The sequence below is a fragment of the Streptomyces sp. NA04227 genome (genome assembly GCF_013364195.1).
GTDB lineage: Bacteria > Actinomycetota > Actinomycetes > Streptomycetales > Streptomycetaceae > Streptomyces.
Window position 1 is genome coordinate 1,998,451 of sequence record NZ_CP054918.1, and the last position, 18,581, is coordinate 2,017,031.

At 71.1% G+C, this 18,581-nt stretch carries 16 protein-coding genes; 4 read left to right on the forward strand and 12 right to left on the reverse strand.

What is annotated here, in order from left to right:
• Positions 1–61 precede the first annotated feature (61 nt).
• The 5 genes from HUT18_RS08340 to hrcA all read right to left on the reverse strand — a co-directional run bounded on the left by HUT18_RS08340 (position 62) and on the right by hrcA (position 4,541).
• On the reverse strand, positions 62–454 hold the full coding sequence (locus HUT18_RS08340; RefSeq protein WP_176099188.1) for a VOC family protein: 393 nt from the start codon (positions 452–454) through the stop codon (positions 62–64).
• 22 nt (positions 455–476) lie between these two features.
• The gene (locus HUT18_RS08345; protein ID WP_176099189.1) at positions 477–1,226 is read right to left on the reverse strand and encodes a 16S rRNA (uracil(1498)-N(3))-methyltransferase; all 750 of its coding nucleotides are present in this window, start codon (positions 1,224–1,226) and stop codon (positions 477–479) included.
• Entirely contained in the window at positions 1,226–2,290 is a 1,065-nt protein-coding gene (locus tag HUT18_RS08350) for a nitronate monooxygenase (RefSeq protein WP_176099190.1), read from the reverse strand. The genes HUT18_RS08345 and HUT18_RS08350 overlap by 1 nt, the downstream gene beginning before the upstream one ends.
• A gap of 100 nt (positions 2,291–2,390) precedes the next feature.
• The gene (gene dnaJ / locus HUT18_RS08355; protein WP_176099191.1) at positions 2,391–3,524 is read right to left on the reverse strand and encodes a molecular chaperone DnaJ; all 1,134 of its coding nucleotides are present in this window, start codon (positions 3,522–3,524) and stop codon (positions 2,391–2,393) included.
• Positions 3,525–4,541, reverse strand: coding sequence for a heat-inducible transcriptional repressor HrcA (hrcA, locus tag HUT18_RS08360; protein ID WP_176099192.1), 1,017 nt, complete (start codon positions 4,539–4,541; stop codon positions 3,525–3,527). It lies immediately after the preceding gene.
• A 306-nt stretch (positions 4,542–4,847) separates the two neighbouring features.
• Here hrcA and HUT18_RS08365 point away from each other — a divergent pair, with 306 nt between their 5' ends.
• The 3 genes from HUT18_RS08365 (at position 4,848) to HUT18_RS08375 (ending at position 7,368) form a co-directional block, all read left to right on the forward strand.
• A complete protein-coding gene (locus HUT18_RS08365; RefSeq protein ID WP_176099193.1) occupies positions 4,848–5,585 on the forward strand; it encodes an SDR family NAD(P)-dependent oxidoreductase in 738 nt (245 codons plus the stop codon).
• Positions 5,585–6,442 (forward strand): MBL fold metallo-hydrolase, encoded by an 858-nt coding sequence (locus HUT18_RS08370; RefSeq protein ID WP_176099194.1) that lies wholly within the window; start codon positions 5,585–5,587, stop codon positions 6,440–6,442. Before HUT18_RS08365 ends, HUT18_RS08370 begins: the two co-directional genes overlap by 1 nt.
• Positions 6,443–6,558: 116 nt before the next feature.
• Positions 6,559–7,368 (forward strand): DUF3097 domain-containing protein, encoded by an 810-nt coding sequence (locus HUT18_RS08375; RefSeq protein ID WP_176099195.1) that lies wholly within the window; start codon positions 6,559–6,561, stop codon positions 7,366–7,368.
• 42 nt (positions 7,369–7,410) lie between these two features.
• On the opposite strand, the gene hemW is transcribed toward HUT18_RS08375, so the two are convergent.
• From hemW to lepA, 3 genes are all read right to left on the reverse strand, one after another.
• Positions 7,411–8,643, reverse strand: coding sequence for a radical SAM family heme chaperone HemW (hemW, locus tag HUT18_RS08380; protein ID WP_176099196.1), 1,233 nt, complete (start codon positions 8,641–8,643; stop codon positions 7,411–7,413).
• A 147-nt stretch (positions 8,644–8,790) separates the two neighbouring features.
• Positions 8,791–10,680: a long-chain fatty acid--CoA ligase gene (locus tag HUT18_RS08385; protein WP_176099197.1), complete on the reverse strand. Its 1,890-nt coding sequence runs from the start codon at positions 10,678–10,680 to the stop codon at positions 8,791–8,793.
• Positions 10,681–10,957: 277 nt separating this feature from the next.
• Entirely contained in the window at positions 10,958–12,832 is a 1,875-nt protein-coding gene (lepA, locus tag HUT18_RS08390) for a translation elongation factor 4 (RefSeq protein WP_176099198.1), read from the reverse strand.
• Positions 12,833–13,139: 307 nt separating this feature from the next.
• Between lepA and rpsT the strand changes: the two genes are divergently transcribed.
• On the forward strand, positions 13,140–13,406 hold the full coding sequence (gene rpsT, locus HUT18_RS08395) for a 30S ribosomal protein S20 (protein WP_176099199.1): 267 nt from the start codon (positions 13,140–13,142) through the stop codon (positions 13,404–13,406).
• 299 nt (positions 13,407–13,705) lie between these two features.
• Here rpsT and HUT18_RS34290 read toward each other — a convergent pair whose 3' ends face one another.
• From HUT18_RS34290 to HUT18_RS08415, 4 genes are all read right to left on the reverse strand, one after another.
• Positions 13,706–15,226: a hypothetical protein gene (locus HUT18_RS34290; protein ID WP_176099200.1), complete on the reverse strand. Its 1,521-nt coding sequence runs from the start codon at positions 15,224–15,226 to the stop codon at positions 13,706–13,708.
• 416 nt (positions 15,227–15,642) lie between these two features.
• Positions 15,643–16,632, reverse strand: coding sequence for a DNA polymerase III subunit delta (holA, locus tag HUT18_RS08405; RefSeq protein ID WP_176099201.1), 990 nt, complete (start codon positions 16,630–16,632; stop codon positions 15,643–15,645).
• Positions 16,633–16,841: 209 nt separating this feature from the next.
• Positions 16,842–17,087 (reverse strand): hypothetical protein, encoded by a 246-nt coding sequence (locus HUT18_RS08410; RefSeq protein ID WP_176099202.1) that lies wholly within the window; start codon positions 17,085–17,087, stop codon positions 16,842–16,844.
• Between the two features lie 174 nt (positions 17,088–17,261).
• Positions 17,262–18,158 (reverse strand): YceI family protein, encoded by an 897-nt coding sequence (locus HUT18_RS08415; RefSeq protein WP_176099203.1) that lies wholly within the window; start codon positions 18,156–18,158, stop codon positions 17,262–17,264.
• Between the last annotated feature and the right edge of the window lie 423 nt (positions 18,159–18,581).

The window sequence follows — 18,581 nt, forward strand, 5'->3', positions numbered from 1 at the left end:
CGGTGCACGTCAGGGCGCATGGAGCAGAGGGGTCGCTCGGGCACGCGGGCACGCACCGGGCTCAGCCCTGGAGCAGCAGCCACTCCTGGAGTTCCACCAAGTTGCCTTCGGGGTCCTTGAGATGGGCCACCCGCATCCGGTCGGTCATCGGTGCGGGGCCCTGGAAGACCGCGGCGCCGCGGGCGGTGATCTGCTCGCAGTAGACGTCGAGGTCGTCCACGCGCAGCACGACCAGCGACCGGTGCCCGTTGACCGCGTCCCCGAGTTCCCCGATGATCTCGCTCATCACGCCGCGGTCCTGGAGGGCGATGCCCGCCGATCCGGTGGCCGGACTGAACTTCTCGTACGGGCCCTGCGGCGAGCCCGACTGCGGCTTGAGGCCGAGGACTTCGGCGTAGAAGCGGTAGCAGGCGGGGAAGTCGTCGACGAGCAGCCTGACCTGGGCGAGTTCCAAGGTTCCTCCTGGTGGCGGCGGTTCAGGACCAGCGGCCGGTGCGGCCGAGCACCACTGCCGCGGCGGCGGTGCCCGCGGTGGATGTACGCAGCACGCTACGCCCGAGCCGGTAGGGGTGGCCGCCCGCCTCGGCGAAGACGGCCAGTTCCTCCGGGGAGACTCCTCCCTCCGGCCCCACGACCAGCACGATGTCCCCGTCGGTGGGGAGTTCGGCGGTGGCCAGCGGCGTACTCGCCAGGTCGCGGTCCTCGTGCAGTACGGCCGCCAGGCGCGCCCCGGCGAGCAGCGCGGCGACCTGTTTGGTGGTCATCGGCTCGGTGACCTCCGGGAAGCGCACCCGCCGGGACTGCTTGCCCGCCTCGCGGGCCGTCGCCCGCCATTTGGCAAGGGACTTGAGGGCGCGCTCGCCCTTCCACTGGGTCACGCAGCGCGCGGCGGACCAGGGGACGATGACGTCGACGCCGGTCTCCGTCATGGTCTCCACGGCCAGTTCGCCGCGGTCGCCCTTGGGCAGGGCCTGGACCACGGTCAGCCGGGGCGACTCGGGCGGCTCCTCGTGCACCGCCTCGGCGCGTACGGTCAGCCGGTCCTTGCCCTCGGCGGCGAGCACCTCGCAGTCGGCCCAGCGGCCGGCGCCGTCGGTGAGGACGATCCGCTCGCCGGGGCGCAGCCGCTTCACCGAGACGGCGTGCCGCCCCTCGGTCCCGGTGAGGACGAGCCGCCCCTGGGCATCGGCCTGAAGCGTGTCCGTGACGAATACCGCCGCCGTCATCAGGCCCGGCCTCCCTTTGCTGTGGCCACGGCCAGTTCGGCCGCGAGTACCTCGACGAGTTGTCCGGCGGGCAGTGCGCGTGCGAGCCGGTGGCCCTGGCCCGCCCACAGGCTCATGCCCTGCGGGTCGCCCGCCTCGGCCGCGGCGCCGCGCAGCGGGGCGGTCAGGCTGTGCACCTGCGGATAGGCGGCCGGGGCGTACGGGCCGTGCTCGCGCAGGAAGCGGTTGACCAGGCCGCGGGCCGGGCGGCCGGAGAACGCCCGGGTGAGTTCGGTGCGCGGGAACCGCGGGTCGGTCAGGGCGTGTTTGTGCAGCGGGTGGGCCCCGGACTCGTGGGTGGCCAGGAAGGCGGTGCCGAGTTGGGCGCTGTGCGCTCCGGCGGCGAGGACGGCGGCGATCTGGGAGCCGCGCATGATGCCTCCGGCGGCGACCAGGGGCAGCCCCACGCTCTCGCGGACCTGGGCGAGGAGGGTGAGCAACCCGGTCCCGGTGCCGTCGAGTTCGGGGTCGTCGCGGTGGGTGCCCTGGTGTCCGCCGGCCTCGATGCCCTGGACGCAGACCCCGTCGGCGCCCGCGTCCTGGGCGGCCCTGGCCTCCTCGGGGCTGGTGACGGTGACCAGGGTGCGGGTGCCGACCCGGGCGAACGCCTCCACCACCTGCGCGCTGGGACAGCCGAAGGTGAAGGACACCAGCGGCACCGGATCGTCGAGGAGTACGGCGAGTTTGGTCTCGTAGCCGTCGTCGGTGGGGACGTCGGTGTCGCCGAGCGGGGTCCGGTACCAGGCGGACTCGCCGCCGAGCTGGCTGCGGTAGACGTCGACGGCCGCGCCGTCGGTGCGGCCGGGCTGCGGCAGGAAGAGGTTGACGCCGAAGAACCGGCCGGTCAGCCCGCGCAGTTGCTTGATCTCCTGGTACATGCCGTCGGCGGTCTTGTAGCCGGCGGCCAGGCAGCCGAGTCCTCCGGCCTCACTGACGGCGGCGGCGAGGCGGGGCGTTGAGCCGCCCCCGGCCATCGGGGCCTGCACGATCGGGTACGCCGAAAGATCGCTCAGTGCCAAGGACATGCACGCATCGTGCCACGTTCCCGCTACCGGTCAGAAACCCGCGCCCGAGTGGGTACGGCCCACCGGCACGCCCGTTTCGGCGTGCCGGTGGACCGGTGGCTCAGCGGCCGTTGAAGGCGTCCTTCAGCCGGGAGAACAGGCCCTGCTGACCGGGCTGGAACTGTCCCGTGGGGCGCTCCTCGCCGCGCAGCTTGGCCAGCTCGCGCAACAGTCGCTCCTGCTCCACGTCGAGCTTGCCCGGGGTGGTCACCTCGACGTGGACGACGAGGTCACCACGGCCGCCGCCCCGCAGATGCGTGACACCGCGGCCGTGCAGCGGGATGGACTGGCCGGACTGGGTGCCGGGCCGGATGTCGATCTCCTCGAGACCGTCGAGGGTCTCCAGGGGCACCTTGGTGCCGAGCGCCGCGGCCGTCATCGGGATGGTGACCGTGCAGTGCAGGTCGTCGCCGCGGCGCTGGAAGACCGGGTGCGGCAGTTCGTGGATCTCCACGTAGAGGTCACCGGCCGGGCCGCCGCCGGGGCCGACCTCGCCCTCACCGGCGAGCTGGATCCGGGTGCCGTTGTCCACACCGGCCGGAATCTTCACGGTGAGCGTGCGCCGTGAACGGATGCGGCCGTCGCCGGCGCACTCGGGGCAGGGGGTGGGGACCACGGTGCCGAAGCCCTGGCACTGCGGGCAGGGGCGCGAGGTCATGACCTGGCCCAGGAAGGAGCGGGTCACCTGGGAGACCTCGCCCCGGCCGCGGCACATGTCGCAGGTCTGCGCGCTGGTGCCGGGGGCCGCGCCCTCGCCGCTGCAGGTGGTGCACACCACGGCGGTGTCGACCTGGAGGTCCTTGGTGGTACCGAACGCCGCCTCGTCCAGCTCGATCTCGAGCCGGATCATGGCGTCCTGGCCGCGCCGGGTGCGCGAGCGCGGGCCGCGCTGGGACGCCGTTCCGAAGAAGGCGTCCATGATGTCCGAGAAGTTGCCGAAGCCGCCGCCCGCGCCGAAGCCACCGGCGCCCGCCTGCTGCGACAGCGGGTCGCCGCCGAGGTCGTAGACCTGCTTCTTCTGCGGGTCCGAGAGCACCTCGTAGGCGGCGTTGATCTCCTTGAACCGCTCTTGGGTCTTCGGATCGGGGTTGACGTCCGGGTGCAGCTCGCGGGCGAGCCGCCGGAAGGCCTTTTTGATCTCGTCCTGGGAGGCGTCTCGGCGCACGCCGAGCACGGCGTAGTAGTCCGTGGCCACTTACGACTCCGCCAGGATCTGTCCGACGTAACGTGCCACTGCGCGTACTGCTCCCATCGTTCCCGGATAGTCCATGCGTGTCGGTCCGACCACGCCGAGTTTGGCGACAGCTTCGCCGCCCGAACCGTAGCCGACCGAGACCACGGAGGTGGAGTTGAGTCCCTCGTGGGCGTTCTCGTGCCCGATGCGTACGGTCATGCCCGAATCGGTCGCCTCACCGAGGAGTTTGAGGAGGACGACCTGTTCCTCGAGGGCTTCGAGGACCGGGCGGATGGTGAGAGGAAAGTCATGCCCGAAGCGGGTGAGATTGGCGGTGCCGCCGATCATCAGACGTTCCTCGGTCTCCTCGACGAGGGTTTCGAGGAGGGTGGACAGGACGGTCGAGACGGTGCCGCGGTCCTCGTTCTCGAACGCTTCCGGCAGATCCTGCACGAGCTGCGGCACATCGGCGAAACGGCGGCCCGCGACACGGCTGTTGAGGCGCGCCCGCAGATCGGCCAGTGAGCTCTCGCCGAACGGCGCGGGGCAGTCGATCATGCGCTGTTCGACCCGGCCGGTGTCCGTGATGAGGACGAGCATCAGCCGGGCCGGTGCCAGTGCGAGCAGTTCCACGTGCCGCACCGTGGAGCGGGTCAGCGAGGGGTACTGCACGACCGCGACCTGCCGGGTGAGCTGGGCGAGCAGGCGCACGGTGCGCCCGACCACGTCGTCGAGGTCGACGGCGCCGTCGAGGAAGTTCTGGATGGCGCGCCGCTCGGGCGCGGTCATCGGCTTCACCCCGGCGAGCTTGTCGACGAAGAGCCGGTAGCCCTTGTCGGTGGGGATGCGGCCCGCGCTGGTGTGCGGCTGGGCGATGTAGCCCTCGTCCTCCAGGGCGGCCATGTCGTTGCGGACGGTGGCCGGGGAGACACCGAGGCTGTGCCGCTCGGTGAGCGCCTTGGAGCCGACCGGCTCCTCGGTGCCCACATAGTCCTGGACGATGGCGCGCAGCACTTCGAGCCTGCGTTCGTTCAGCACCCGCGCTCACCTCCAGCTTCCCTCGCACGGCCCGGCCCAGCCGTCGCCCCCTTGGCACTCACGACAGTCGAGTGCCAGCGTTCCGGCCCAGTGTACGGCCGGTGGGTACGGCGGCGGCAAGAGCACCTACGACCGTCCCGCCGCGGTTTTCCCCAGTTGTTCGGGGCCGCGGCATCCGGTGTCCGCTTCCGGTGTCCTCATTCCGGCGACCGCCGGGTGCGGACGGCCCGGACCCCTGTACTTTCGCATGCGGGCGGCGCCCGTTGGGCGCCTGTGGAAAACCGTCACCGAGCTGTGGGAGGGACCGTGCCGGAGGGCAGGACAGCGGTGGTCACCGGAGGTTCGCGGGGTATCGGCCGGGCCGTAGTGCAGCGGCTGGCCCGCGACGGTGTCGAGGTGGTCTTCAACTACGCGCGCAGCGAACAGGCCGCCGCCGAGGTGCTCGCCGCGGTGCGTGCCGAGGGCGGCACCGCCCACGCGCTACCGCTCGATCTGGCCACGGCCGGGGCGGCCGAGGAGCTCATGCAGCGCGCCACGGAGCTGACCGGCGGCCTGGACGTCCTGGTCAACAACGCCGCGCAGGCCTTCCGGACCGCACCGCTGGCCGAGACCGACGAAGCGGTCTTCGATGAGATCATGACGGTCAACGCACGCACGGTCTTCCTCACCCTGCGCCATGCCGCCCGGCACATGCGCGACGACGGACGCATCGTGAACATCTCCAGCCTCAACACCCGGCGGCCCGCGAAGAACAGCGCCCCGTACGCGGCCAGCAAGGGCGCGATGGAGCAGCTCACCCTGGTCGCCGCCCAGGAGCTCGGGGCGCGCGGCATCACCGTCAACACGGTCTCCCCCGGGGCGACCGACACCGAGTTGCTGCGTGGCGCGAATCCGCCCGAGAGCCTGGAGAAGGTCGCGGGCATGACACCGCTCGGACGGCTCGGCCAGCCCTCCGACGTCGCCGATGTGGTGGCCTTCCTCTGCGGCCCCGACGCCCGCTGGATCACCGGGCAGAACATCCTCGCCACGGGCGGCCTCAGCTGATGACGGCGCCTGCCGAGGGACCGGACAGGCCGGGCGGATCTGCCCGGCTGGGCGGATCTCCTCGGCCGGGCGCATCGATCAGGCCAGGCGGACCGCAGGCATCGGCCGCACCGCAGGCATCGGGCGGACCGGCGCCCGCGCCCGACTGGGCGGCCGGCGGCTGGGAGCGGCTCGCCCGCCGTACCGGCCGGATCCGGCTGCCCGGCTGGGACTGCACCACGGGTCTGGTGGCCGGGGACGACGCCGCCCTGCTCATCGACGCGGGGTCCTGCCTGTCCGAGGGTGCCGCCCTGCGCCGGGACGCGCAGCGGTTGCTCGGCGGGCGCCGGGTGACCCATCTCGCCCTGACCCACCCGCACTTCGACCATGTGCTCGGCGCCCCCGCCTTCGCCGGGGCCGAGGTGTTCACCGCCGTGGGCGCGGGCGCGGCCCTGGTCTCGGGGCACGAGCAGCTCGCCGCGGACGCGGTACGGCACGGCCTGGGCCGGGAGGCGGCGGAGCGGGCGAGCGAGTTGCTGCGCCCGCCCCATCACGAGGTCTGCGGCGAGTGGACGCTGGAACTCGGCGGCGTACAGGTGCTCCTCGCCGCGCTGGGCCCGGCGCACAGTCCGTACGATCTCGTGGTCCTGGTGCCCGGTGAGGTCGAGGTCGTGTTCTGCGGGGATCTGGTGGAGGAGTCCGGGCCGCCGCAGGCCGGGCCGGACGCGGTGCCGGGGCGCTGGCCCGCGGCCCTGGACCGGCTGCTTCAACTCGGCGGCGAGGACGCCGTGTACGTACCCGGGCACGGGGCCGTGGTGGACGCGGCCTTCGTTCGCCGTCAGCGTGATCGACTGGCCGGAGAATTCGGCGTGCCGTGACCGCAGGTCGGGCTGTTCTTCCTCGCGTCGGGCGACCATCATCCTTCTCGGCGAGACCCTCGGGCCCGCCTCCGCCCTCACCCCCCGTCCCACCCCGATTTCCGAAGGACCCGCAGTTGCGCAGCTACTCACCGGATCTGACTCCGCCCTGGAAGAAGCAGCAGCCCGCGCCCGAGGTGGCCGCCGAGCCGGGCCTCGTGGTGGAGGAGGCCGCGACCGGTTTCTGTGGTGCGGTGATCCGCTGCGAGGCGGGCACGGTCACCCTGGAGGACCGCTTCGGCAAGCACCGGGTGTTTCCGCTCGAACCGCGTGGCTTCCTCCTGGAGGGCCAGGTGGTGACCCTGGTCCGGGCCACCGCGGCACCGGCGCGGCCCAGCCGTACGGCCTCCGGCTCCCTCGCCGTGCCGGGCGCGCGGGCGCGGGTCGCACGCGCCGGGCGCATCTATGTGGAGGGGCGCCACGACGCGGAACTCGTGGAGCGGGTCTGGGGTGACGACCTGCGCATCGAGGGCGTGGTGGTGGAGTACCTGGAGGGCGTCGACGATCTGCCGTCCATCGTGGCCGAATTCGCCCCCGGCCCGGACGCCCGCCTCGGCGTCCTCGTCGACCATCTGGTGCCGGGCTCCAAGGAGTCCCGTATCGCCCAGGCGGTCACCAGCGAGCACGCGCTCGTGGTCGGGCACCCCTATATCGATGTCTGGGAAGCGGTGAAGCCCTCTTCGGTGGGCATCGCCGCCTGGCCGAAGGTGCCGCGCGGCCAGGACTGGAAGACCGGCGTGTGCCGGGCGCTCGGCTGGCCCGAGAACACCGGGGCGGCCTGGCAGCGGATCCTCGGCTCGGTACACAGCTACAAGGATCTGGAGCCCCAACTCCTCGGCAGGGTCGAGGAGTTGATCGACTTTGTCACGGTGGGCAGCGCTGCCTGAGCCCTGCCGTCCCGCCTCAGCGGGCGGCCGGGCCCGCCCCGGTCAGTCCACCAGGTCCCGGACCACGGCGTCGGCCAGCAGCCGCCCCCGCAGGGTGAGTACGGCCCGGCCGCCCGCGTAGGGCTCCGCTTCGAGCAGGCCGTCCGCCAGTGCCCGCGCGGCCGCCTCGGCGCCGGCCGGCCGCAGCAGGTCGAGGGGGCAGCCCTCGCGCAGCCGCAGTTCCAGCAGGATGCGCTCGACCCGGCGGTCCTCGGCCGTGAGCAGTTCGCGGCCCGCGCCGGGTGAGCGGCCCGCGGCCAGGGCGGCAGCGTAGGCGCCGGGGTGTTTGACGTTCCACCAGCGCACCCCGCCGACGTGGCTGTGCGCGCCGGGGCCCGCGCCCCACCAGTCGGCGCCGCGCCAGTACAGCTCGTTGTGCAGGCAGCGCGCGGCCTCGCCGGTGGCCCAGTTGGAGACCTCGTACCACTGGTGGCCCGCGGCCGAGAGCGCCTCCTCGGCGATCAGATAGCGGTCGGCGTGCACGTCGTCGTCGGTCGGCGGGACCTCGCCGCGGCGGATCCGGCGGGCGAGCTGGGTGCCCTCCTCGACGATCAGCGCGTAGGCGGAGACGTGGTCGGGGCCCGCGCCGAGCGCCGCGTCCAGGGAGGCGCGCCAGTCGTCGTCGCTCTCGCCGGGGGTGCCGTAGATCAGGTCCAGGTTGACGTGGCCGAAGCCCGCCGCGCGTGCCTCGGCGACACAGGCCTCGGGGCGGCCGGGGGTGTGCGTACGGTCCAGGACGTCCAGGACGTGGCGGCGGGCGCTCTGCATTCCGAAGGAGATCCGGTTGAAGCCGCCCGCGCGCAGGGTCTCCAGGTAGCCGGGGTCCACCGACTCCGGGTTCGCCTCGGTGGTCACCTCGGCGTCCGGTGCCAGGCCGAACTCCTGCCGGATCACCGTGAGCATCCGCACCAGGTCGTCGGCGGCGAGCAGGGTGGGGGTGCCGCCGCCCACGAAGACCGTACGGACCTCACGGGGGTCGTCGCCGAGGACCTTGCGGGCGAGGCGGACCTCGTCGGCGAGGGTCTCGGCGTAGTTGTCGCGGGAGGCGAGCACGCCGCCGGTGCCGCGCAGCTCGGTGGCGGTGTAGGTGTTGAAGTCGCAGTAGCCGCACCGCGTGGCGCAGTACGGCACGTGCAGATAGAACCCGAGGGGCCGCTCGGCCGCGCCGCGCAGGGCACTGTCGGGCAGCGAGCCGTCCTCGGGGACGGGCTCACCGTCGGGAAGTGCGGAAGGCATGTCCCCCATTGTCCCGTACCGCGGCGGCTGCCCCGCCAGCCTGTGGATAACCCCTCAGAAGAGCGGCCCACGACGGGACACCGCGGGAACGCCGCAGGGGCGGACCGTTCCCGGCCCGCCCCTGTGATCAGGTACTCCGCCGAGGCCTCAGGCCTCGCGCGCGCCCGCGTACATCTCGTCGATGAGGCCCTTGTAGGCACGCTCGACCACCGGGCGCTTCAGCTTGAGGCTCGGGGTCAGCTCGCCGTGCTCCACGTCGAGGTCGCGCGGCAGCAGCTTGAACTTCTTGATCGTCTGCCAGCGCTGGAGGCCCTCGTTGAGCTCCTTGACGTAGCCCTCGATCATCTCGACGGTGGCGGGTGCGGCCACCACCTCGGCGTAGGACTTGCCGCCCAGGCCGTTCTCCGCGGCCCATTCGAGGATCGCGGGCTCCTCCAGGGCGATCAGGGCGGTGCAGTAGTTCCGGTCGGCGCCGTGCACCAGGATGTTGGAGACGTACGGACAGACCGCCTTGAACTGGCCCTCCACCTCGGCCGGGGCCACGTACTTGCCGCCCGAGGTCTTGATGAGGTCCTTCTTGCGGTCGGTGATCCGCAGGTAGCCGTCGGCCGAGAGCTCGCCGATGTCACCGGTGTGGAACCAGCCGTCGGACTCCAGGACCTCGGCGGTCTTTTCCTGGAGGCCGTGGTAGCCCTGCATGTTGTTCGGGCCGCGCAGCAGGATCTCGCCGTCGTCGGCGATACGGACCTCGACCCCGGCCAGGGGCTTGCCGACCGTGCCGGTCCGCAGTGCCTCGCCCGGGTTGAGGAAGGCGGGCCCCGAGGTCTCGGTCAGGCCGTAGCCCTCCAGGATCTGCACACCGGCACCCGCGAAGAAGTAGCCGATCTCGGGCGCGAGCGCCGCACCGCCGGAGACACAGGCACGCAGCCTGCCGCCGAACGCCGCGCGGAGCTTCTTGAAGACGAGCGCGTCGGCGACCTTGTACTTGAGGCGCAGACCGAGCGGCGCGCTCGCCTTGCCGGTGCGGCGGAAGTTGTCCTGGGTGACCTTGGCCCACTCGCGGGCCACGTCGGCCGACCAGAGGAAGATCTTGTACTTGGTGTCACCACCGGCCCGCGCCTTGGCCGCGACACCGTTGTAGACCTTCTCGAAGATGCGCGGCACGGAGCACATGTACGTGGGCTGCACGACCGGCAGGTTCTCGATGATCTTGTCCACCCGGCCGTCGACGGCGGTGACATGGCCGACCTCGATCTGGCCGGACAGCAGCGCCTTGCCGAAGACGTGGGCGAGCGGCAGCCACAGGTACTGCACGTCCTCCTGACCGACCAGGCCGGTGGCGGCGATCGCCTTGGCCATGTAGGACCAGCAGTCCTGCGGCAGCCGGACGCCCTTGGGGCGGCCGGTGGTGCCGGAGGTGTAGATCAGGGTGGCGAGCTGGTCGCTGGTGATCGCGGAGACGCGCTCCTTGATCAGCTCGGGCTCCTTCTCCAGGAGCGCCGTACCGCGCGCCTCCAGGTCCGCGAGGCTGAGCACCCAGCCCTCGGGGTCGCCCGGCTCGGCACTCACGCCCTCGGGGTCGATCACCACGACGTGCGCCAGGGCGGGCAGTTCCGCGCGGCGCTCCCGAGCCTTGGCCAGCTGCTCCGCGTCCTCCGCGATCAGCACCCGGCTGCCGGAGTCGGACAGGATGTAGGCGGCCTCGTCCGCGTTGGTCTGCGGGTACAGCGTCGTGGTGGCGGCGCCCGCGCAGAGGATGCCGAAGTCCGCGAGGACCCAGTCCAGGCGGGTGGCGGAGCCGAGGGCGACCCGCTCCTCGGGCTGCACGCCGAGGTCGACCAGGCCGGCGGCGATCCGGAAGATCCGCTCGGCGGACTGTGCCCAGCTCAGCGACTTCCAGTCGTCCGGGCCCTGCCCCGAGGCGGCCGGCACCGGATATCGGAACGCCTCGATGTCGGGCGTCGCCGCCACGCGCTCCAGGAGAAGGTGCGCCACGGAGGGCGGCCGGTTTTCGATCTGGGTCTGTGTGTCGCTCACGACATCCTCCGAGGCCCGCGCCAAGTGCGCACGAAGACAGTGCGGCTGACGGGTTCACTGGCTGGTTGCGGCTGCTTGCTTAACTCGCGAGTAACTATCGAGCAGTGATCAGGGTATTCCGCGTTCGGCCGCCATGTAAGAGGCCACGAGGTGTCACTTCCTACAGACGGAGGCATCTGAGCGTGGCACGGCTCACACCGCTACGGGCCCGCCGCACTCGTGTGCGGCGGGCCCGTACGGGTGTGCCGGAAGATGTCACGTCTGATCGATTTCCGGCCTATTTCTTGCTCTTGGCCTGGCCTCCGCTGTCATCGCTGGAGAGGACCGCGATGAACGCTTCCTGGGGCACCTCGACGGATCCGACCATCTTCATCCGCTTCTTGCCCTCCTTCTGCTTCTCGAGCAGCTTGCGCTTACGGGAGATGTCACCGCCGTAGCACTTGGCGAGCACGTCCTTGCGGATGGCACGGATGGTCTCGCGCGCGATCACCCGCGAACCGATGGCCGCCTGCACGGGCACCTCGAAGCTCTGCCGCGGGATGAGCTCCCTCAGCTTGGCGACGAGCCGCACCCCGTAGGCGTACGCCGCGTCCTTGTGCGTGATCGCGGAGAACGCGTCGACCTTGTCGCCGTGCAGCAGGATGTCGACCTTGACCAGGCTGGAGGACTGCTCGCCGGTGGGCTCGTAGTCGAGCGAGGCGTAGCCGCGGGTCTTGGACTTCAGCTGGTCGAAGAAGTCGAAGACGATCTCCGCGAGCGGCAGCGTGTAGCGGATCTCGACCCGGTCCTCGGAGAGGTAGTCCATGCCGAGCAGCACACCGCGGCGGGTCTGGCACAGCTCCATGATCGCGCCGATGAACTCGCTCGGCGCGAGGATCGTGGCCCGCACCACCGGCTCGTACACCTCGGAGAGCTTGCCCTCGGGGAACTCGCTCGGGTTGGTGACCGTGTGCTCGGCGCCGTCCTCCATCACCACGCGGTAGACCACGTTGGGCGCGGTGGCGATCAGGTCGAGGCCGAACTCGCGCTCCAGGCGCTCGCGCACCACGTCCAGGTGCAGCAGACCGAGGAAGCCGACCCGGAACCCGAAGCCGAGAGCGGCCGAGGTCTCCGGCTCGTAGACCAGCGCGGCGTCGTTGAGCTGGAGCTTGTCCAGGGCCTCGCGCAGCTCGGGGTAGTCGGAGCCGTCCAGCGGATACAGGCCCGAGAAGACCATCGGCTTGGGGTCCTTGTAGCCGCCGAGCGCTTCCTCGGCCCCCTTGCTCAGGGAGGTGATCGTGTCACCGACCTTGGACTGGCGGACGTCCTTCACACCGGTGATCAGATAGCCGACCTCGCCGACGCCGAGCCCGTCCGCCGGAAGCATCTCCGGCGAGTTGGTCCCGATCTCAAGGAGCTCGTGGGTCGCGTTGGTGGACATCATCCGGATCCGCTCACGCTTGTTGAGCTGACCGTCCACCACACGTACATAGGTCACGACGCCCCGGTAGGAGTCGTACACCGAGTCGAAGATCATCGCGCGGGCGGGCGCGTCGGCGACACCGACCGGATGCGGGATCTCCGCCACCACCCTGTCGAGCAGGTCCTCCACACCGAGGCCGGTCTTCGCGGAGACCTTCAGGACCTCGTCGGGGTCGCAGCCCACCAGGTTCGCGAGCTCCTCGGAGAACTTCTCCGGCTGCGCGGCAGGCAGGTCGATCTTGTTCAGGACAGGAATGATCCTGAGGTCGTTCTCCATCGCGAGATAGAGGTTGGCCAGGGTCTGCGCCTCGATGCCCTGCGCCGCGTCCACCAGCAGGACAGTGCCCTCGCAGGCGGCGAGCGAGCGGGAGACCTCGTAGGTGAAGTCGACGTGGCCCGGGGTGTCGATCATGTTCAGGATGTGGGTACGGCCCTGCCCCTCGCCCGCGGTGGGCGCCCAGGGCAGGCGTACGGCCTGCGACTTGATCGTGATGCCGCGCTCGCGCTCGATGTCCATCCGGTCGAGGTACTGGGCGCGCATCTGCCGCTGGTCGACCACGCCGGTGAGCTGGAGCATGCGGTCGGCCAGCGTGGACTTGCCGTGGTCGATGTGCGCGATGATGCAGAAATTGCGGATCAGAGCCGGGTCGGTACGGCTCGGCTCGGGCACATTAATAGGTGTCGCGGGCACGCAGGGTCCTGATTCTCGAGGCGCCGGGCGTCTGGCTCGGTACAGCCGCGCACCGCCCGTGCCACCCTTGCGGGCCGGTCCGGATCCGGTACGAAGCGCTGATACGTAGGGTCCATGCTCCCACGGGTCGGGGACTGCGCACGGTTTGGGCCACTCGGAGCCCGACTGCTAGCCTGGGCAGCTGTGTCTCGTGTCCTGTCCGTACTGGTGACAGCACCGGACACAGCGAGCAGTACCAGCAGTACCCGCAAGCGGTTCCGCGGCTTCTCCGCGGTACCAGACATTCTGAACCTGAAAAGGCTCTTTCGTGGCGAACATCAAGTCCCAGATCAAGCGGATCAAGACCAACGAGAAGGCCCGCCAGCGCAACAAGGCGGTCAAGTCCTCTCTGAAGACCTCGATCCGCAAGACCCGTGAGGCAGTTGCCGCGGGTGACGTCGAGAAGGCCAACGAGAACCAGCGCGCCGCTGCGCGTCTGCTCGACAAGGCCGTCTCGAAGGGCGTCATCCACAAGAACCAGGCCGCCAACAAGAAGTCGGCCCTGGCTTCCCAGGTCGCTGCCCTCAAGGGCTGAATTTCTCGGTCCGGGTCCACGCGACCCGGTTCGGACGACTTGACCGTCGACCGGGGCTGAAAGCGGGCCCTCTCATCCGCTTCCCGGCCGACACCAAGGATTCGCACGCGGCCTGCGTTCGCCACGCGGGTGCGAATCCAACGGATTCACCAGTTTCGTCGAAGGACCCCGTCTCCACCCTTTCCCCAGGGCGGTGACGGGGTCCTTCGGTTTTCTGTGCCTGTGCCTGTGCCTGGCTCCGGGTGCCGATCCGCGCCTGGCTCCGGGTTTCCGACCTACGCCGGACTCCGGGCTCCCGGCTACGGCCGCGGGGGCTCGGGGTGCTGCGGAGGCAGGGGCTGTGACTGGGGCTGGGACTCTTGCCGCGACTCAGGGTACGGCTGCTGGCCCTCCTGCGGAGGCTCGGCGTGCGGGTGCTCGGCGTGCGGCGGGTTCGTGCCGGGCTGCGGGCCGAGGCCGCCGGAGATGTTCAGCATCATGGTCTCGCCGGGCGAGGCGGGAGCTGCGGGGGATTCGGGGGCAGGGGGCGCGCGGAAGGCCATGGTCTGCGCGGGCGGGGCGGGCTGCGCAGGTGCCTCAGGGGCGGGGTGCGCGCGGAACGCCATGGTCTGCGCGGGCGGGGCGGGCTGCGCCGGGGTCTCAGGGGACTCGGGAGCAGGTTGTACGCGGAAGGCCATCGTCTGCGCGGGCGGGGCGGGCGTCTCCGACTGAGGCTGGGACGGAGTCTGGGCCGGGGGCTGGGGTTGCGGCTGAGCCGGGGACTGCGGGTTGGCCAGGGGCTGCGGCTGGGACTGAGGCGCGGGCTGAGCCTGGGGCTGGGCGCGGAACGCCATGGTCGGGGCGCTGCCCGTCGGGGCGGCGCCCGGCTGCGCGGGCCCGCCCGTCGGTCCCGGGTCGGGCACCGCGCCGAAGGCCATGGTCCGCTCGGCGGGCGGGATCCCCTGCCCCTGCGAGACGCCCGGGGCCGCGGGCTGGGCGTACGGCTGCGCGGGGGCGCCCGGCTGGGCGGCGCCGGGCGCGGGAGCCTGCTGGGCGTAGGGGCCGGTGCCGGGCGGGGGCGTGTGTCCGCCGTGACCGTACTGCTGCTGTGCCTGAGCCGCGAACGGATTGCCCGACGCCTGGCCGCCCCCGGCGAAGGGGTTGCCGGTCGCCTGCTGCGGCGCTGCGGCGGCGAAGGGATTGCCGTCGGGCTCTCCCATGCCGGGCCCGAAAGGATTGCCGTGGCCGGGGAGTTGGCCGCCCGGCGGAAGGTAGCGCGTACGCCCCGACTCGTCGGTCACCGCGGTGTACCCCGCCTGCTGAAGGCGCGCCGCGAACTTCGCGTTGCGCTTCCTGGTGACGAAGAAGCCTACGCCGAGGATGGCCATGAGGAGCGCCCACAGGCCCGCCGAGTACGGCGCCAGGTCCGACCCGGCCTGCACCGCGGCGATACCGCAGCCCAAGGTGACACCCACGCCGCCCATCACCATGCGCTTCTCGGCGCTCTTGCCGGTCAGGTCGAAGTTGATGCGGGCCTTGAGGAGTTCGAGCGCGGCGGGCTCGAAGGGCGGCAGTTCGCCGCCCGCGGCCGCCTGCGGGTACTGCGCCCAGGACCGGCCCGCCCGTTCCCGCGCCTGCGGTGTGAGGTCGGGCACGATCAGCATCTTGAGCGCGGAGTTCTGCGATCCGGCCTGCCGGACATCCGCGTACTGGTAGCCGAACTGTTCGGCGAGAAAGGCGAGTCGGGCGAGCTTCTTCACCGAGGCCATCCTGCTGGTGAGTTCGACGATCTCCCCGCTCGCCATCAGCTCGAACATCTTGCTTATCTGGCGCTTGCTCACGTGCTGTCTCCCGCCGGCCTGTCTCTCGTAGGGCGTTGGTCGGCCGCCCCCAAAGCCCTCAGCAAACGCGCAAGCGCTGCGTCGCGTCAACACCGGGCATCGGATCACCCCGTCCCGCGCGGTCGAGGGGTAGGTCCGGTTGCCCTCATTTCCACTGTTCAGCAGGGGAGTTGCCGAACTCGGTGGCGGATGACGGACGTTTCGAACCAGCTCGGTTGCCGTACCGGATCCGGGTGGCCGGGAGAAGAACGAGCTGTGTGTGGCTGTGTGCGTACGGGAAGAACTCGCATTGCTCACACGCAGGCGTCTCCTGCGCTTGGGTGCGGTGCATGGGCGTGTGCGGTGCGGTGCGGTGCAGTGCAGTGCAGTGCAGTGCAGTGCAGTGCAGTGCGAGAACGGGCCCGGCCGGGCAGAGGTTACGGGCGGCCGCTGCGGGCGGCTCGCGCGATCGTGACGACGGCCTTCTCCAAGGCGTACTCGGGATCGTCGCCACCGCCCTTGACGCCCGCGTCGGCCTCGGCGACCGCACGCAGGGCCACGGCCACGGCGTCCGGGGTCCAGCCGCGCATCTGCTGCCGGACCCGGTCGATCTTCCAGGGCGGCATGCCCAGTTCACGGGCCAGGTCGGCGGGCCGGCCACCGCGGGCGGAGGACAGCTTGCCGATGGCGCGTACGCCCTGGGCGAGCGCACTGGTGATGAGGACGGGAGCCACTCCCGTCGACAGGGACCAGCGCAGCGCTTCGAGCGCCTCGGCCGCGCGGCCCTCCACGGCACGGTCCGCCACGGTGAAGCTGGACGCCTCCGCCCGCCCCGTGTAGTACCGGCCCACCACCGCCTCGTCGATGGCCCCCTCCACGTCCGCCGCCAACTGTGCGACGGCGGAGGCCAGTTCACGCAGATCGCTGCCGATCGCGTCCACCAGCGCCTGGCACGCCTCCGGACTGGCGGACCGCGCGAGCGCACGGAACTCCGCACGGACAAAGGCCAACCTGTCCGCGGGCTTGGTCATCTTCGGACAGGCGACCTCACGCGCACCCGCCTTGCGTGCCGCGTCGAGCAGACCCTTGCCCTTGGCTCCGCCCGCGTGCAGCAGTACCAGGGTGATCTCCTCGACCGGAGCGCCGAGATACGCCTTGACGTCCTTGACCGTGTCCGCCGAGAGATCCTGCGCGTTGCGCACGACCACGACCTTGCGCTCGGCGAACAGCGAAGGGCTGGTCAGCTCCGCCAGCGTCCCCGGCTGCACCTGGTCGGGCGTGAGGTCCCGGACATCGGTGTCCGCATCCGCGGCACGCGCGGCCGCCACCACCTGCTGCACCGCACGGTCGAGCAGCAGGTCCTCCTGCCCCACCGCGAGTGTGACGGGAGCCAGCGGATCATCGTCGTTCTGATTCTTCCTGGCCATCGCGCCAAGCATCGCACGGGGCACTGACAGCCGGGGACCGGCCGAGGGGCGAGGGGGCTCGTCCGGCAGGGAGAGGCCTGGCGGGTGGGGGAGATCCGGAGGGAAGTCCGGTGGGGCGGCCCGTGAGGCAGCTCGGTGGGGCGGAGGAGTTTGGGGGCGATGGCCGGGAGCGGCTTGTGCGCCGGACCGGGCGCGCGTATGCAGGGCTGCTACGGCTCTTCGCGCCAGCCGTCCCACTCGGCGGCGAAAGCGTTCAGCTGCTCCACCTCGAGTCGCTCCTCCGCGTCTTCGACGGGGACGAGCCACTGGGCGTCCTCGGCGTCGTCCTCACCGGCGAGCGCGTCCCGCACCGGCCGCGGCGACTCATGGAGCCCGAACCTCTCGACCAACTCCGCGGCCGCTTCCTCCGCGGACTCACGGTCGGGCAGTACCAGCACATGTCGTACGTCGTTCACCGGCCCATACTCCTGCACCGCAGGGCCGGGGTTCCATCCGGGCGAGCTCTACTGGGCGAGGGGAGGAGACCAGAGAAGTTGGGCGGCGGCACCTTCGGGCCTGAAGCGCGCCACCGGGCCTGAGCGGCGGCCATCAAGGCCAAGGTTCCGCGCGCTCTGCCGTGCCGCGCGCCGTCAGGCTTGCGAGATGAGCGCCTTCGGCACCATCTGCACGTCCAGGTTCACGGTGATGCTCCGGCCCACCGCAGCGATGCCACGGGCCAGCATGGTCTGCCAGTTGACGGTGAAATCGTCCCGGTGCAGTTCCGTGGTGGCGCGACAGGCGGCGCGCGGCTCACCCTCCATGCCGGTGCCCAGACCGAGGTACTCCGTCTCGAGCGTGACCGTACGCGTCACTCCGTGCAGCGACAGTGCTCCCGTCACCGCCCATCGGTCGCCACCGCGGTGCGCGACCCGGTCGCTGTAGAACTCAAGCGTCGGAAAGGCCTCCACATCCAGGAAGTCGGGGCTGCGCAGGTGGTCGTCACGCATCGGCATATTCGTATCGATCGACGCCGCGTCGATCACGACATGCATCGCCGATTCCTCAATTCTTTCGGCTATCCGTATCGCTCCGGCGAACCTGTTGAACCTGCCGTGAATGCGCGCCAGCCCGATGTGCCGCACCGTGAAGGAGATGGCCGAGTGCGCGGGATCGACCTCCCAGTCGCCCGCCTCGGGCAGCCGGGGAAGCTGCCCGATCTGCAGCGTGACGTCGCCGAGTGCGGCGTGCCCGTTCTCCACCACGGAGGTCGTCGCACGGTACGGCGCGAAGCCCTCCGCCGCGACCGAGACCCGGTACTCACCCGGCGGCAACGTCACCACGAACGAGCCGTACGGGTCCACCGCACCACGCACCACGACCTCGCCCGCCGCATCGCTGACCCCGAACTCCGCCGCCGACACCGCCCGTTGCCCGGGGTCGACCACGCGGCAGCTGAGCATCCCTGCCCGCGCGGGCAACGGAATCGTGGCGAGCGCACCCGAGCCCTCCGTGCGATCCCTGCGCTTTCTCGACCAGCGGGCAGCCATTGGCGAGCACCTCAGCCCATTCGACTCGACTCGACTTCAACTCGAACGCGAACCAGACCCTCGACACCGATCGGAGGCATTCGACCACTGTTGCCGTATTCGAGGCAACAGAGCGGCATGACACAGATAAATCACTTACTTCGATCTCGTGAAGAGAGACGGGAATTAACCATTGCGGATTCAACTATCAGTGGTGGCCGGAAATGGGGGCTTCGGGCCGTTCGCACTTCCTGGGGCCCTCCCCCCTCCCCCTCCCCTCCCGCCCACCTCCACCACCTCCACCCGCCCGGCCTCTGCCCGACCCCTCCGCCACCCCCACCCGCTACCTCTGCCCGGGCTCTCCCCTCCCGTCTCCTCGCCCTCCTCCCGCCCTACCCGCCCCTCCGCATGGCCGCCTCTCCGCACGGCCATCTCTCCACTCGC

What these genes read in the sequence shown, in the direction of transcription:
- HUT18_RS08345 (WP_176099189.1), bottom strand. Translation starts at nt 1,226, where the DNA reads ATGACGGCGGCGGTATTCGTCACGGACACGCTTCAGGCCGATGCCCAG.
- HUT18_RS08370 (WP_176099194.1), top strand. Translation starts at nt 5,585, where the DNA reads ATGACGGCGCCTGCCGAGGGACCGGACAGGCCGGGCGGATCTGCCCGG.
- holA (WP_176099201.1), bottom strand. Translation starts at nt 16,632, where the DNA reads ATGGCCAGGAAGAATCAGAACGACGATGATCCGCTGGCTCCCGTCACA.
- hemW (WP_176099196.1), bottom strand. Translation starts at nt 8,643, where the DNA reads ATGCCTTCCGCACTTCCCGACGGTGAGCCCGTCCCCGAGGACGGCTCG.
- HUT18_RS08350 (WP_176099190.1), bottom strand. Translation starts at nt 2,290, where the DNA reads ATGTCCTTGGCACTGAGCGATCTTTCGGCGTACCCGATCGTGCAGGCC.
- HUT18_RS08415 (WP_176099203.1), bottom strand. Translation starts at nt 18,158, where the DNA reads ATGGCTGCCCGCTGGTCGAGAAAGCGCAGGGATCGCACGGAGGGCTCG.